Annotated in this window: 13 protein-coding genes; 6 read left to right on the top strand and 7 right to left on the bottom strand. The window is 70.7% G+C overall.

Annotated elements, in window-relative coordinates:
* Nucleotides 1–2: 2 nt before the first annotated feature.
* Nucleotides 3–869, bottom strand: coding sequence for a phosphotransferase enzyme family protein (locus ACIO3O_RS09415; protein ID WP_401743965.1), 867 nt, complete (start codon nt 867–869; stop codon nt 3–5).
* A gap of 195 nt (nt 870–1064) precedes the next feature.
* Between ACIO3O_RS09415 and ACIO3O_RS09410 the strand changes: the two genes are divergently transcribed.
* The 6 genes from ACIO3O_RS09410 to ACIO3O_RS09385 all read left to right on the top strand — a co-directional run bounded on the left by ACIO3O_RS09410 (nt 1065) and on the right by ACIO3O_RS09385 (nt 7705).
* Nucleotides 1065–2015, top strand: coding sequence for a carbohydrate ABC transporter permease (locus ACIO3O_RS09410; protein ID WP_401743962.1), 951 nt, complete (start codon nt 1065–1067; stop codon nt 2013–2015).
* Between the two features lie 17 nt (nt 2016–2032).
* Nucleotides 2033–2866 (top strand): carbohydrate ABC transporter permease, encoded by an 834-nt coding sequence (locus ACIO3O_RS09405; protein WP_401744470.1) that lies wholly within the window; start codon nt 2033–2035, stop codon nt 2864–2866.
* A complete protein-coding gene (locus ACIO3O_RS09400; protein ID WP_401743959.1) occupies nt 2866–4185 on the top strand; it encodes an ABC transporter substrate-binding protein in 1320 nt (439 codons plus the stop codon). The genes ACIO3O_RS09405 and ACIO3O_RS09400 overlap by 1 nt, the downstream gene beginning before the upstream one ends.
* 77 nt (nt 4186–4262) lie before the next feature.
* Nucleotides 4263–5504 (top strand): macrolide family glycosyltransferase, encoded by a 1242-nt coding sequence (locus ACIO3O_RS09395; RefSeq protein WP_401743957.1) that lies wholly within the window; start codon nt 4263–4265, stop codon nt 5502–5504.
* A gap of 302 nt (nt 5505–5806) precedes the next feature.
* Nucleotides 5807–6991: a S8 family serine peptidase gene (locus tag ACIO3O_RS09390; protein ID WP_401743955.1), complete on the top strand. Its 1185-nt coding sequence runs from the start codon at nt 5807–5809 to the stop codon at nt 6989–6991.
* A gap of 162 nt (nt 6992–7153) precedes the next feature.
* Nucleotides 7154–7705: a DUF1697 domain-containing protein gene (locus tag ACIO3O_RS09385; protein ID WP_401743953.1), complete on the top strand. Its 552-nt coding sequence runs from the start codon at nt 7154–7156 to the stop codon at nt 7703–7705.
* Here the strand turns inward: ACIO3O_RS09385 and ACIO3O_RS09380 are convergent.
* The 6 genes from ACIO3O_RS09380 to ACIO3O_RS09355 all read right to left on the bottom strand — a co-directional run bounded on the left by ACIO3O_RS09380 (nt 7695) and on the right by ACIO3O_RS09355 (nt 14463).
* Nucleotides 7695–8588 (bottom strand): GyrI-like domain-containing protein, encoded by an 894-nt coding sequence (locus ACIO3O_RS09380; RefSeq protein ID WP_401743951.1) that lies wholly within the window; start codon nt 8586–8588, stop codon nt 7695–7697. The genes ACIO3O_RS09385 and ACIO3O_RS09380 overlap by 11 nt on opposite strands.
* A gap of 331 nt (nt 8589–8919) precedes the next feature.
* Nucleotides 8920–9684 (bottom strand): sirohydrochlorin chelatase, encoded by a 765-nt coding sequence (locus ACIO3O_RS09375; RefSeq protein ID WP_401743949.1) that lies wholly within the window; start codon nt 9682–9684, stop codon nt 8920–8922.
* Nucleotides 9685–9691: 7 nt separating this feature from the next.
* On the bottom strand, nt 9692–10570 hold the full coding sequence (locus ACIO3O_RS09370) for an ABC transporter permease (RefSeq protein WP_401744468.1): 879 nt from the start codon (nt 10568–10570) through the stop codon (nt 9692–9694).
* 349 nt (nt 10571–10919) lie between these two features.
* Nucleotides 10920–11741, bottom strand: coding sequence for an ABC transporter ATP-binding protein (locus tag ACIO3O_RS09365; protein ID WP_401743946.1), 822 nt, complete (start codon nt 11739–11741; stop codon nt 10920–10922).
* Nucleotides 11742–11799: 58 nt separating this feature from the next.
* Nucleotides 11800–12918 carry an aliphatic sulfonate ABC transporter substrate-binding protein gene (locus ACIO3O_RS09360; protein WP_401743944.1) on the bottom strand — a complete coding sequence of 373 codons (1119 nt, stop codon included), beginning with the start codon at nt 12916–12918 and terminating at the stop codon, nt 11800–11802.
* Nucleotides 12919–13131: 213 nt separating this feature from the next.
* Nucleotides 13132–14463 carry a sulfate adenylyltransferase subunit 1 gene (locus tag ACIO3O_RS09355; RefSeq protein ID WP_401743941.1) on the bottom strand — a complete coding sequence of 444 codons (1332 nt, stop codon included), beginning with the start codon at nt 14461–14463 and terminating at the stop codon, nt 13132–13134.

Here is a 14463-nt window from a genome sequence, read left to right as displayed (position 1 = left end):
TTCTAGAACGGGTACCAGCGCACCTGCGGATCGTTGTCCCGCAGCGAGCGCACGCGGCGGCGGAACTCCGCGAGCGCCTTCGGGTTGGTCGGCGCGTGCTGGGCCACCCAGGCACAGCTCGCCGTCTCGCGGGCGCCGCGCAGCACCGTCCAGCCGTCCCACGCACGCACGTCCCAGCCGTACGTGGCGACGAAGGCGTCGTACCGCTCCTCGGGCAGCCCGTAGCGGTCCAGCGAGAGCGCCATCACCACCAGGTCGTGCTCGCGGAAGTCCGAGGAGAAGGTCTCCAGGTCGACCAGGACCGGTCCGTCGGGACCGACCATCACATTGCGGGGCAGCGCGTCCCCGTGGATCGGGCCCTGCGGCAGATGCGGGACGAGCGCGGCGGCGGAGGCGGCGAAACCGTCCCGGCGGCCCCGCAGATACACCGCGTCCTCCGGGTCGATGGCGTCGCCCGCGAGCCGCAGCCACCGCTCGACCCCGTCCAGCAGGTCCCGGGGCGGCAGCGTGAACGGCGGGGCGGGCAGCGCGTGCACCAGGTTCAGCAGCTCGGCCACGTCCCGCGGCTCCGAGGGACGTACGGCGTCGGGCAGCCGGTGCCACAGCGTCACGGGGTGGCCGTCCACCAGCCACGGCTTCTCGGCGGCGGGCCGTACGGCCGGGACGCCGACGTCCGCCAGCCACGCGCCGACCGCCAGTTCGCGCCGGGCGCGGGCGGCCAGGTCCGGGGAGCCCCGGCCGACCTTGGCCACGAAGGAACCATCGGGGTTCTCCACCGCGAACACCGCGTTCTCGCCCAGGGACACCAGTTCCGCCCCCGCGCCGAGACCGGTGGCCTCCAGCACCTCGCGTGCGCGCTTCTCGTCCATCGTCGTGCTTCTCCCGTGTGCCCGGTGGTGTGCGTCCGGCCGGTGTGCTTCCGGCGGCGAATCCGACAAAGTCTCGCATCCGTGCAGGTTGGCTTGACGAACCCACGGGGCGTCAGCACGATGACGGATGCCGCTGGACGGCCAGATCGGTACAAAACGCCCGAAGTGAGCACACTGCCCGAAGGAGCCGCATCCGTGACACTGGCGACCGCACAGGGGCAGTCGGGGAAACCGGGCAGGGGGACACCGAGACAGCGGGAGCCGGGCGGCGGCGGCCGCAGGCCCGACTTCGGGACCTGGTTCCTGGTCCTGCCCGCCCTCATCCCCATCCTGATCCTCAGCGTCGGCCCGCTGCTCTACGGCATCGCCCTCGCCTTCACCGACTCCCAGTCGGGCCGCACCGCCCCCACCCAGTGGATCGGCGCCCTCAACTTCACCGACCTGCTGCACGACACCCTCTTCTGGGACTCCTTCCGGATCGGCCTGCTCTGGGCGGTCGGCGTCACGATCCCGCAGTTCCTGCTGGCCCTGGGCCTGGCCCTGCTGCTCAACCAGAACCTCCGCTTCCGCTGGCTGGCGCGGGCGCTCGCGATCGTCCCGTGGGCGATGCCCGAGGTCGTCGTCGGCATCATGTGGCGACTCGTCTACAACCCCGACGCGGGCATCCTCAACGAGACGATCCGCAGCCTCGGCCTCGGGGAGGGCCGCGACTGGCTCACCGGCCTGGCCACCGCCCTGCCCGCCGTGATCCTCGTCGGCATCTGGGCCGGCATGCCGCAGACCACCGTCGCCCTGCTCGCCGGACTCCAGAACACCCCGCACGAACTCCACGAGGCCGCCGCCCTCGACGGCGCCGGGGCCTGGCGCCGCTTCCGCGCCGTCACCTGGCCGGCCCTGAAGCCCATCGCGCTGTCCATCACCGCACTCAACTTCATCTGGAACTTCAACTCCTTCGCCCTGGTGTACGTCCTGACCAGCGGCGGTCCCGGCGGACGCACCCGGCTGCCGATGCTCTTCGCCTACGAAGAGGCCTTCCGCTACGGGCAGTTCGGCTACGCCGCCGCGATGGGCTGCGTCATGGTCGCCGTCATCTCCGTGCTCCTCGCCGTCTTCCTGGCGGGACGACTCAAGGGAGGCGACAAGTGAGCCTCACCTCCGGACCCATGCGCACCCGCCCGGCCGCCCGCGCGGGCCAGTACCTCGCGCTCCTCGCCTACCTGGTCTTCCTCGCCTTCCCGTTCCTCTGGCTGATCTCGACCGCCTTCAAGTCCCCGCGCGAGCTGGGCGACCTGCACCCCACCTGGATTCCCAAGGATCCGAGTCTGGACAACTTCCGGCAGGCCTTCGAGGAACAGCCCCTCCTGGAAGCCGCCGGCAACAGCCTGCTCGCCGCGCTCGCCGCCGCCCTGATCGCCGTCGTCATCGCGACCCCGATGGCCTTCGTGATGGCCCGGCACCGCAGCAGGCTCACCACCGCCGCCACCGGCTGGGTCGTGGTCAGCCAGGCGTTCCCGTTCGTGCTGGTGATCATCCCGCTGTTCCTGATCCTGAAGAACCTGCACCTGATCAACTCGCTGCCCGGGCTGATCATGGTGTACGTCGTCTGGTCGCTGCCCTTCGCGCTGTGGATGCTCGTCGGGTACGTCCGTGCCGTCCCGCGCGAGCTGGAGGAGGCCGCCGCCGTCGACGGCGCGAGCCGCGTCCGTACGCTCGTCTCCGTCACCGCGCCGCTGCTCATGCCCGGACTGGTCGCCACCGCGCTGTTCGCGTTCATCACCGCATGGAACGAGTTCTTCTTCGCGCTCGTCCTGCTCAAGTCCCCGGAGAAGCAGACCTTGCCGGTCGTCCTCACCCACTTCATCGGCGCGGAGGGCGCGGCCGACCTCGGGCCGCTGGCCGCCGCGGCCTTCCTCGCCACCCTCCCCTCGCTGGTGATCTTCGCGATCATCCAGAAACGGATCACGGGCGGCATGCTGGCGGGGGCGGTGAAGAGCTGATGCGCACACCCCGGACACCCCGGACACCCCGCACACTCGTCGCCGTCGTCGCGGCGGCGGCCCTGCTGGCCACCGGCTGCTCGGCGGCCGGGCGCGGCCCCGACAAGGACGGCGTGGTGCATCTGCGCTTCCAGTCGCTGGCCTGGCAGAAGGAGTCCGTCGACATCAACAGACAACTGGTGAAGGAGTGGAACGCCGCACACCCCACGGTCCAGGTCGAATACGTCCAGGGCAGTTGGGACAGCGTCCACGACCAGCTCCTCACCTCCTTCGAGGGCGGCGAGGCGCCCGACATCATCCACGACGCCTCCGACGACCTCGCCGACTTCTCCTACGGCGGCTACCTCGCCGACCTGACGGAGCTGCTGCCCGCCCGCCTGAAGGCCGACATCCCGCAGCAGAGCTGGGACACCACCACCTTCGACAAGAAGGTGTACGGCGTCCCCTTCCTCCAGGAACCCCGCGTCCTGATGGCCAACGAGAAGCTCCTCAAGGCCTCCGGCGTCCGCCTCCCCACCCCCGAACAGCCGTGGACCTGGGCGGAGTTCCGGCAGGTCACCAAGAAGCTGACCGCCGACATGGGCAAGGGCAAGTACGGCGTCGCCTGGCCGCTCAAGGAACCGGTCTCCGCCACCCTCAACCTGGGCCTGTCGGCGGGCGGCGCACTCTTCCGCCAGGGCGACGACGGCAAGGCCGCGATCCGCTTCACCGACGCCGACCTGGTCGTCCCCGGCACCGTCCACGACCAGGTCAACACCGACGGCTCCGCCTCCGCCGCCACCCTCGGCATGGGCGGCTCCGACACCCTCCCCGGCTTCTTCGGCGGCAAGTACGCGATGGTCCCGCTCGGCTTCTCCTACCGCCAGCAGATCGCGCAGCAGGCCCCCGAGGGCTTCCCCTGGACGGTGCTCCCGGCCCCCGCGGGCAAGGACGGGCTCACCCAGGGCGTCAGCCCGCAGACCCTGTCGGTCGCCGAGGACAGCCCGTTCAAGAAGGAGGCCGTCGCGTTCATCGACTTCTTCCTGGCCCCGGACAACATGGCCCGCCTTGCCCAGGGCGACTGGATGCTCCCCACCGGCACACAGGCCCTCAAGGACCCCTCCCTGCACACCCCCAAGGACGGCTGGGCCACCGGCACCGCCCTCGCCGCGCACCTGCGCTCGGCCCCCGCGCAGAAGGTGCGCGGCTACCCGGAGTGGAAGGACAAGGTCGCCACGCCCGCCTACCAGGAGTTCTACAGCGGCGCCATCGACGCCGCCGAACTCCGTCAACGCCTGGAGAAGGACGGCAACTTGGTGCTCGCCCGCTATCAGCGTTGATCGGCGGCCCGGGAGCGGCCCGGGAGCGGCCCGGGAGCGGACCGGCAGCGTTCCGGGAGCAGCGCGTTCCGCAAAAGATGTTGCACGAGACGTGTCGTCTCGCCTACGGTACCGGCATGAACGCCACGCCTCGTGCTGCCGCGCACATCCTCATGTACTCCATCGCCCAGCCCGGGCACGTCAACCCGAGCCTCGACGTCATCCGCGAGCTGGTCGCGCGCGGCCACCGCGTCAGTTACGCGATCCCCGCGTCGTACGCGGAGAAGGTGGCCGCGACGGGCGCCGAGCCCGTGGTCTACACCTCGACGCTCCCCGAGGAAGGCGCCGATCCGGAGGCGTGGGGGACCGAACTCGTCGACAACCTCCAGCCGTTCCTCGACAACGGCATCCAGTCCCTGCCGCAGGTGGCCGAGGCCCTCGAGGGCGACGAGCCCGACCTCGTCCTGCACGACATCAGCGGCTATCCGGCCCCGATCCTCGCCCGCCGCTGGGGCGTCCCCGTGATCTCCCTCTCGCCGAACCTGGTCGCCTGGGACGGGTATGCGGAGGAGTACCAGAAGCCCATGGAGGACGCGCTCCTGGCGACCGAGCGGGGGCGGGCCTACCTGGACGGCTTCCGGGACTGGCTCCGCGAGAACGACATGCCGGCCAAGAGCTTCTTCGAGTACATCGCCCCCACCCGCTCCCTCGTCCTCATCCCCAAGGCGCTCCAGCCGAACGCCGACCGGGTCGACGAGACGGTCCACACCTTCGTCGGCGCCTGTCAGGGCGAGCGCGCCGACCAGGGGGAGTGGCACCGCCCGGCCGACGCCGAGAAGGTCGTGCTGGTCTCCCTCGGCTCCTCCTTCACCAAGCAGCCCGCCTTCTACCGCGAGTGCCTGAAGGCCTTCGGCGACCTGCCCGGCTGGCGCCTGGTGCTCCAGATCGGCAAGTTCGTCCAGGAGTCGGAGCTCGGCGAGATCCCCGCGAACGTCGAAGTGACGCGCTGGGCGCCGCAGTTGGCCATCCTCCAGCAGGCCGACCTGTTCGTCACGCACGCGGGCGCGGGCGGCAGCCAGGAGGGCCTCGCCACCCGTACGCCGATGATCGCGGTCCCGCAGGCCGTCGACCAGTTCGGCAACGCCGACATGCTCCAGGGGCTCGGCGTCGCCCGGCGCATCGACACCGAGGACGCCACCGCCGAACTCCTCCGCAGTACCGCCCAGTTGCTCGTCTCCGACCCCGACGTCGCCCGGAAGCTCGCCGACATCGCGGCCGACATGGCCAAGGAGGGCGGCACCCGCCGCGCCGCCGACCTCATTGAGGCCGAACTTCCGTAAATGCGGAGATGAAGAAAAGAAATGAAGGAGCCCGTCCCGTGCGACATTCGCAAGGGGCGGGCTTTTTGTGAAGGCGTTAACTGACTTTGAAGTAAGGCCAGTTGGGAGTACGTCCGACTCGGCCTGCACTGTCCCCATTTTTGATTACGGATTTTTGTTTAATGGATTACGGCCGTATGGAGGTCTTGATCTGACGCCGTCAATCCGCCAGTGTTTCGACCCAACCCCCGGAGGACTTCCGGTCCTTGGGGGCCACCCCCACACATTCCCCCCACAGAAGAATGGCGAGGAGACCCCTCTTCATGGCCATGAACAAGACCAAGCTGATCGCGGCGATAACCACCGTCGCCGCCGTGGCAGGCATGTCCGCCCTCTCCGCCCCCACGGCGGGTGCGGCACCCGCCGAAGGCGCCGTCTACGGCGCGAATGCCGAGGGCGCGGTGGCGGGCAGCTACATCGTGATGCTCGACCAGAAGGCCGACAAGAAGGCCCTCGCCAAGACCTACGGCGGCGAACTCAGGCGGAACTACAACTCCGCCCTCAACGGCTTCTCCGCCTCCGGCCTCACCATCACCGAGGCCAAGCGGCTCGCCGCCGACCCGGCGGTCGCCAAGGTCGTCCAGAACAAGAAGTTCCACGCCGACGCCACCCAGGACAACCCGCCGTCCTGGGGCATCGACCGCATCGACCAGGCCGACACCGCCCTCGACAAGAAGTACACGTACCCCGACAGCGCGGGCGAGGGCGTCACCGCGTACGTCATCGACACCGGGGTGCGCGTCACCCACAAGGACTTCGGCGGCCGCGCCTCCTCCGGCTTCGACGCCATCGACAACGACGACAACGCGGACGACGGCAACGGCCACGGCACCCACGTCGCGGGCACCATCGCCGGAACCGCGCACGGCGTCGCCAAGAAGGCGAAGATCGTCGCTGTCCGCGTTCTGGACGATTCGGGCTCCGGCACCACCGAGCAGGTCGTCGCGGGCATCGACTGGGTCACCGCCCACCACAAGGGCCCCTCGGTCGCCAACATGAGCCTCGGCGGGGGCGCCGACCCGGCCCTCGACACGGCCGTCAGCAAGGCCATCGCCTCCGGCGTCACCTTCGCGGTCGCCGCCGGGAACGACGCCAGCGACGCCAAGGACTACTCCCCGGCCCGCGTCCCGGAGGCCATCACCGTCGCCTCCTCCGCCGAGGGCGACACCCAGTCCAGCTTCTCCAACTTCGGTTCGCTGGTGGACCTCTACGCCCCCGGCTCGGACATCACCTCGTCGTGGAACGACAGCGACGACGGTACGAAGACCATCTCGGGCACGTCGATGGCGACCCCGCACGTGGTCGGCGCGGCGGCGGTCTACCTGGCCGGACACCAGGACGCCACCCCCGCCCAGGTCGCCGAGGCGCTGACCGGCGGCGCCACCCCGGACAAGATCTCGAACGCCTCCCCGGGTACCGCGAACAAGCTCCTCAAGGTCGTCGAGTAGGAACCCCTCCTCCTGGTGAGCGGGGCGAGCCCCACCTCGTCCCGCCCGCCCTCGGCCGCCGCGCTCTTCCCCCACGGGGCGCGGCGGCCGATCGCCGTCTCCGGCCGGGGCCCCGGCGGAGATGAGCGGCCGATTGTCAGTGGCACCACCTATCGTCGTGCCATGAAGACGAAGAGGTACGCGGCTCTCCTGCGGGGCATCAACGTGGGCGGCGGCAAGAAGCTCCCCATGGCGGAACTGCGAGAGCTGCTTGCGGAGTTGGGGCACACGGACGTGAGCACCCTCCTCGCCAGCGGAAACGCGGCCTTCACCACGGACTCCGCCGCCTCCGAGGACGCCCTCGCCCGCGACCTGGAGAAGGCGATCGAGAAGCGCTTCGGCTTCACCGTCGCCTGCCTGGTCCGCGACCACGCCTACCTGAGCGCCGTCGCGGACGCCTGCCCCTTCCCCGCCGCCGAACTGGAGGGCAGGCAACTCCACGCGAACTTCGCCTCGGCCCCGCTCGATGCCGAGCGCTACGCGGGCCTCGACCCCGCCGCGTACCTCCCGGAGGAATTCCGCCTCGGCGACCGCGTCCTCTACCTCTACGCGCCCAACGGCCTGGGCCGCTCCAAACTCGCCGAGGCCCTCGCCAAACCCGCGCTCAACAAGGGCCTCACGGTCACCAGCCGCAACTGGAACACGGTGGTGAAACTGGTCGAACTCACTGCCTGAGCCCCGCGCCGGTCTCCTCCCGCTCCACCGGAATCCACAGCTCCGCCTCCGCCCGGGTGGCGTCCGCGTTCAGCCGGGTCCGCAGGATCTCCGGTCCCGGCCTGCTGCGGTACGGATTCGACGGGAACCACTCGGTGAACACGTCCCGCCACAGGAACTGAAGTGCCTGCGGAAACGCCCCGGAACTGGCGAACACCGCCCAGGTTCCGGCCGGCACCTCCAGCACGTCCAGGTCCGCGGGGACATCGGCCGAACCGCTCACCACCGCGTGGTAGTAGTCCAGTTCGGTGCCCTCGGCCCGGCTGCCCGCGAGGTCGTCGCTCACGCCGACGATCCCCTCCGGCTGCTGGTCGGAGAACTCCTTGATCCGCTCCATCACCCCCTTGTCGATGCTCCGGATGAAGTCGCCGATCGCCGGATTCATCCCCTCGTGCACGAGCGGCACCCGTGCCTTCTTCCCGACCACCCGGAAGGCGTCCTTCTCCACCACGCGGTATTCCATGCTGCTGTTCCCTTCGACGACGAGCCGGAAGGACATCCGGGGCTGCGACCGCAGGACCGCGCCGGTCCGCCGGGCCTCGCCGGGGCCGACGCCGTGCATGGCGCGGAACGCCCGGGCGAAGGCCTCGCCCGAGCCGTACCCGTACCGCACGGCGATCTCCAGCAGGGTCCGCCGGTCGTCCAGCACCTCGGCCCCCGCGAGGGTCAGTCGCCTGCGCCGGACGTACTCCGACAGCGGTATCCCCGCCAGCGCCGAGAACAGCCGCCGGAAGTGGTACTCCGAGGTGGCCGCGATGCGGGCCAGTTCGGGGACATCGACCTCGGCCTGTTGCGTGACCTGTGTCTCGACGCGTTCCATGGCCTCATTGAGCCGTTCCAGCACCCCGGGACTCCTTCCTCGTTACGTCGTCCACGGTAGGGACGGGCAAGCCTGCCGCACCCGACATCCTGTGCCCGGAATGGTCGGGGGGGACTGGGCGGGGTCGGGTCGGCACCCGGTGCCGGGGTGACGGTTCCGTGCGGGTGGGTGGGTGGCTGGTCGCGCAGTTCCCCGCGCCCCTAGGGTGCCTCCCTCGCCCGGAACGGGCAGTTCTGGCCAGCCATTCAGCCCGTCCGGCGTTTGAGGACGCGCGGCGGAGCCGGGCAGGGGGTGAGGGGCGTAGCCCCATCAGGAACAGCAACTCCCACCGGGGCGAAAGCGGGCCGGGCGCGGGTCAGGCTGCGGTGAGGGTGGTTGTGGCGCGGGCCGCCGCCTCGTAGCGGGTCAGGACGAGGTCGGCCACCTCCGGGCAGTCGCCCAGGACGGGGGCCAGGACGTCGGCCCCGCCGAGCGAGGCCCCCCGCGCGATCCGGTCCGGCAGGAAGCCGGGGGCCAGGACGTACGGGGCGACGGCCACCCGGGACACACCCGGGGCCGCACGGAGGGCGCGTACCGCATCCTCCGTGCGGGGAAGTGCCGCGGAGGCGAACGCAGGCCGCACGGAACGCCAACCGGCGTCCCGCAGCTCCCGCGCGATTTCAGCGATCACTGCGATCGCCTCCGGGTCGGTGGAGCCCGCCGAGGCCAGGACGACCCCGGTCGAGCTCTTGTCGTCGGGCCGCAGCCCGGACTCGTACAGACGACGCTCCACGGCGCTGAGCAGGAGCGGGGAGGGGCCCAGCACCTCGGCGCGCGTGATGCGCAGGTGCGGCAGCCGGGCGGCGGTCTCGTTCAGCACCGCCGGGATGTCCGCCTTGGCGTGGAAGGCACGCGTGAGCAGGAGCGGGAGGGCGACGACGTCGCGGACCCCCGCGCGGGCGAGGCGGTTGAGGGCGGCCGGGACGGGAGGGGTGTTGAAGTCCAGGAAGGAGACTTCCACCCGGGTGCCCGGCTGCCGCTCCCGCACCCGTTCCGCCAGCGCGTGCACCGTCGCCGCGTGGCGCGGGTCGCGGCTGCCGTGCGCGATGAGCAGGAGGGTGGGGGAGGAAGCGGCGTACACGGTGGGATCAGCTCCTGACGAGGAGGCCGCGGCTGCGGAGCACACGGCGTTCCAGGGGCGAGAAAAACAGCAGGTCGATACCGATGCCGACGATCAGGATGAGGATGATCGTGGCGAGGACGCCGGACATGTCGCTGTTGACGCGGAAGTTTTCCATCAGCTGGCCCAGACCCGTGCCGAGGTCCGGCGAGTTGGCGATCAGCTCGGCGGCCATCAGCGAACGCCAGGAGAACGCCCAGCCCTGCTTGAGACCGGCCAGGTAGCCGGGCAGGGCGGCAGGGAGCAGCACGTGGCGGACGCTGTCCAGGCCGCGCGCGCCCAGGGTGCGGCCCGCCCGCAGGTACAGCGGCGGGATCTGGTCGACGCCGGAGACCAGGCCGTTGGCGATCGAGGGGACCGCGCCGAGCAGCACGACCGCGTAGATCGTCGCGTCGGTGAGCCCGAACCAGATGATCGCGGCCGGCACCCAGGCCACCGAGGGCAGCGACTGGAGGCCGGAGAGGATCGGGCCGATCGCCGCCCGGACCACCTTGACCCGCGCCACCAGCAGGCCCAGCGGTGTGCCGATCGCGACGGCGACCACGAAGCCGAGGGCGCCGCGCGAGATGCTGGTCCAGATGTAGCCGATGAGAGTGCCGTCGAGCCACATCGTCTGGACGGACTTCCAGACGTCCAGCGGACCCGGCAGGACGTAGTCCGGCTTGAAGTCGGAGGCCGCGGCGAACTGCCAGACGGTGAGGACCAGCGCGACGGCGATCAGCGGCGGTACCAGCTTGGCGAGCACGATACGGCCCAGACCCACGCGCTCACGGGCGGGAGCGGTGTCGAGCGCGTCCAGCCCGGCTTCGAGCCCGGCCAGGCTCTCGACGGAGCTGGGCTTCTTCACGGTGAGGACGGAGCCCTGCTGCGGCGCGGCGGACTTCGTGGCCGCTGCGGCCCCGGCGTGCCGGGCGTTCGACGCGGATGCGGTGGGTGCGGCGGATGCGACGACCGAGCCGGTGCCCGAGGCCCCGTCGCCCGTGCCGCCCTCGGTGCCGGTGCCGGTGCCTTCGGCGTGGGCGTCGTCGGCGGCCCCGGCGGACGTCCGGGCGTCAGAGGCCCCGGCCGTCGCACCGGGCCCCGCGGTACCCGTGTCCGCGGCGGCCGGAGGCGTGTCCGTGTCGTCGGCGGGCGGGGTCCCTGCCGGGCCTCCGGCGGCCGGAGCCGTTCCCGTACCCCCCGCGGCCCGAGTCGTTTCAGTGCTGGCCATGTCGGCGGATCTCCCCACGCAGCTGTTCAGTGATCTCTACGGACAGGTCGGCCACCGCAGCGTCCTCGATGCGGCGCGGCTGCGGCAGGTCGATGGCCCACTCGCGGGCGACCCGTCCGGGGCGCGACGACAGCAGGACGACGCGCTGCGCCAGCCGTACCGCCTCGCGCACGTTGTGCGTGACGAACAGGACGGACACCGAGGTCTCCGCCCAGATGCGGGTCAGCTCCTCGTGCAGGACGTCCCGTGTGATGGCGTCCAGTGCGGCGAACGGCTCGTCCATCAGGAGGAGTTGGCTGTCCTGGGCCAGTGCGCGGGCCAGGGCGACGCGCTGGCGCATGCCGCCCGAGAGCTCGTGCACCCGCTTGCCGTACGCGCCCTTGAGGCGTACGAGTTCCAGGAGCCGCTCCGCCTCGGGCTTGCGGTCCGACTTCGCCACGCCCCGCAGTTTCAGGGCGAGTTCGATGTTCTTGCCCGCCGTGAGCCAGGGGAACAGGGCGTGTTCCTGGAACATCAGGGCGGGACGTCCGCCCGGTACGTCGATGGTGCCGGCCGACGGCTTGTCGAGCCCGGCGACCAGGTTGAGCAGGGTGGACTTCCCGCAGCCGGAAGCCCCCAGGAGGGTCACGAACTCGCCCGGGGCGACATCGATGCTGATGTCGTCCAGGACGAGCTGACGGGCCGAGCCGGGCCGGCCGAACGACTTCGAGACATGGTCGATGCGCGCGGCGTACGACGAGGCCGGTGCCGAGGCCTTGTCGGCGACCGGAGCGGCTGCCGTACCGTCCTTGACGAGTGTGCTGGCCATGGGTCTCACCTCCTGGGGGCTGGGGGTAGCTACGGGCTGAACTGCGGTACGGGCAGGGCTACTTGACGCCGAGACCGGCGTCGGAGACCTCGGGCTTGCCCGCGGCCTTGAGGACCTTGTTCAGCGGACGCAGGTCGTAGATGCCGTCCAGCAGCGGGTCCTTGAGCAGGCCCGCCTTCACCGCGTGCTGGGCCTCGTCGCGCAGGGTGGAGGCCAGCGGGTCGTCGATCACGTCGACGTTCTTGAACGCCTGCTCCAGGATGTTCGCGGGCAGTTCCTTGCCGGAGTCCTGCTTGAGCCGGGCGTTGATGCTGGCCTTCGCCTTGTCCGGGTTGGCCTTGATCCAGGTGTTGGTGTTCACCGAGCCGCGCAGGATCGCCTCGACGGCGTCCGGGTGCTCCTTGAGGAACTTCTGCGAGACGATGATGTTCGTGATGACGAACTTGTCGTCCTTCCACAGCTTCTTCTCGTCCAGCAGCACCTTGCCGCCCGCGTCCACCAGCCGTGCGGCGGTCGGCTCCGGCACCCAGGCCCCGTCGATGGCGCCGGACTTGAAGGAGTTCGGGATCTCCTTGTTGTCCTGGCGGACCACGGTCACGTCACCCTTGCCGGTGTTCGCGTCGACCTTGTGGCCCTTCTCCGACAGGTAGTTCAGGAGCGCCACGTCCTGGGTGTTGCCCAGCTGAGGGGTGGCGATGCGCTTGCCCTTGAGGTCGTCCAGGGACTTGATCTTCTTGTCGTTCACGACGAGGGAGACACCGCCCGAGGCGGAGCCGCCGATGATGCGCAGGTTCTGGCCCTTGGACTTGGTGAAGCCGTTGATGGAGGGCGAGGGGCCGATCCAGCCGATGTCGATCGCGCCCGCGTTCAGCGCCTCGATCTCGGAGGGGCCCGCGTTGAAGACCTGGGTCTTGATCTTCGTGCCGGCCAACTCCTTCTGGAACAGGCCCTCCTGAAGACCCGCCAGAGCGGTGGCGTGCGTGACGTTGGCGAAGTAGCCGATCTTCACCTCGTCCAGGCCGCCGATCTTCTCGCCCTTGGCGACGGGCGCGGCCTTGCCTGGGTCGTCCTTCTTGGCCTCGGAACCGTAGCCGCAGGCGCCGAGCGCGGCGATCAGCAGGGGCAGCGCGGCGGCCGCGGCCAGGGAACGGCGCAGGGTGGTGCGGGAGGCAGTCATGGTGATGGGTCCTCGGGTCTTCGTTTGTGCACGCTTGCTCGCATGCGGAGAGAAGTGCGGAAGGAGGTGCTGGATGCACCGGTGGTGCCGTGGGCGTCGCGGATGTACGTCATCGCGCACATCGCCCGACCCCGCCCTGTCCGCTGCCGAGGGTGCCGCTGCCTATCCGGCCGCCCTCCTTGGCGAACGTCGCGTAGACGTCGACCATGGTCATCAGAAGTCCCAACCCTCTTCGTCGGCAACGGCGTCGACCGCTGCGGTGGTGGCGAAGGAACGGCCCGCCATGCCTGCGGCGAGCGTCGTCCCGTCCGCCGGATCGATCAACAGGAAGGAGCCGGTGCGCCGCGAGTCCGCGTACGCGTCGAGCGCGAGCGGCTCGGCCGTGCGGACCACGACCCGCCCGATGTCGTTGGCGACGAGCTGCCCGGGAGCCGGGTGCTGGGAGAGGTCGTCCAGGGTGAGCCGGGACGGGATCTCCTTCACGATCGCCTTGACCGTGCGGGTGGTGTGCTTGAGCAGCACCCGCTGCCCCACCGACAGCGGGCGGTCCGCGACGTGGCAGACGGTCGCCTCGACGTCCTGCGTCGGCGCGGGCGCGTCCGCGCTCGGGGCGATCAGGTCGCCGCGCGAGACGTCGATGTCGTCGGCCAGCCGCAGCGTCACCGACTGCGGCGCCCATGCGATGTCGACGGCCTCGCCGAGCGCGTCGATGCCCTCGATGGTCGAGGTCCGTCCCGACGGCAGTACGGTCACCTGCTCGCCGACCCGGAACGCCCCGGCCGCGATCTGGCCCGCGTAGCCCCGGTAGTCCGGGTGCTCGGCGGACTGCGGGCGGATCACGTACTGGACCGGGAAGCGGGCGTGGCAGGCGGTCAGGTCGTGCGCGACCGGGACCGTCTCCAGGTGCTCCAGGACGGTCGGCCCGCCGTACCAGTCCATGTGCGCGGACGGCTCGACCACGTTGTCCCCGGCGAGCGCCGAGATCGGGATCGCGGTGATCTCCGGGACGCCCAACTCGCTCGCGTACGCGGTGAATTCCTCCGCGATGGCGGCGAAGACGGGCTCCGCGTAGTCCACCAGGTCCATCTTGTTCACGGCCAGCACCACGTGCGGGACCCGCAGCAGGGCGGCGACGGCGGCGTGCCGCCGGGTCTGCTCGACGACCCCGTTGCGGGCGTCCACCAGGACGACGGCCAGCTCGGCCGTCGACGCGCCGGTCACCATGTTCCGGGTGTACTGCACATGCCCGGGGGTGTCGGCCAGGATGAACCGGCGGCGGGCCGTCGCGAAGTAGCGGTACGCCACGTCGATGGTGATGCCCTGCTCGCGCTCGGCGCGCAGCCCGTCGGTCAGCAGCGCCAGGTCCGGAGTCTCCTGACCCCGGTTGCGCGACGCGTGCTCGACGGCCTCCAGCTGGTCGGTCAGCACCGACTTCGAGTCGTGCAGCAGCCGCCCCACCAGGGTCGACTTGCCGTCGTCCACGGACCCGGCGGTCGCGAAGCGAAGAAGGGTGGTGGTGCTCAACTGCTCTGCCACAGTGGTCAT

It is taken from the genome of Streptomyces sp. NPDC087440, from assembly GCF_044744005.1.
In the GTDB taxonomy this organism is placed as follows: domain Bacteria; phylum Actinomycetota; class Actinomycetes; order Streptomycetales; family Streptomycetaceae; genus Streptomyces.
This window is presented reverse-complemented; position numbering and strand designations above follow the sequence as displayed.

Excerpts from the sequence above, each read along its gene's own strand:
- ACIO3O_RS09415 (WP_401743965.1), bottom strand. The coding sequence starts at position 869 with ATGGACGAGAAGCGCGCACGCGAGGTGCTGGAGGCCACCGGTCTCGGC.
- ACIO3O_RS09405 (WP_401744470.1), top strand. The coding sequence starts at position 2,033 with ATGCGCACCCGCCCGGCCGCCCGCGCGGGCCAGTACCTCGCGCTCCTC.
- ACIO3O_RS09400 (WP_401743959.1), top strand. The coding sequence starts at position 2,866 with ATGCGCACACCCCGGACACCCCGGACACCCCGCACACTCGTCGCCGTC.
- ACIO3O_RS09395 (WP_401743957.1), top strand. The coding sequence starts at position 4,263 with ATGTTGCACGAGACGTGTCGTCTCGCCTACGGTACCGGCATGAACGCC.
- ACIO3O_RS09390 (WP_401743955.1), top strand. The coding sequence starts at position 5,807 with ATGGCCATGAACAAGACCAAGCTGATCGCGGCGATAACCACCGTCGCC.
- ACIO3O_RS09385 (WP_401743953.1), top strand. The coding sequence starts at position 7,154 with ATGAAGACGAAGAGGTACGCGGCTCTCCTGCGGGGCATCAACGTGGGC.
- ACIO3O_RS09365 (WP_401743946.1), bottom strand. The coding sequence starts at position 11,741 with ATGGCCAGCACACTCGTCAAGGACGGTACGGCAGCCGCTCCGGTCGCC.
- ACIO3O_RS09360 (WP_401743944.1), bottom strand. The coding sequence starts at position 12,918 with ATGACTGCCTCCCGCACCACCCTGCGCCGTTCCCTGGCCGCGGCCGCC.
- ACIO3O_RS09355 (WP_401743941.1), bottom strand. The coding sequence starts at position 14,463 with ATGACCACTGTGGCAGAGCAGTTGAGCACCACCACCCTTCTTCGCTTC.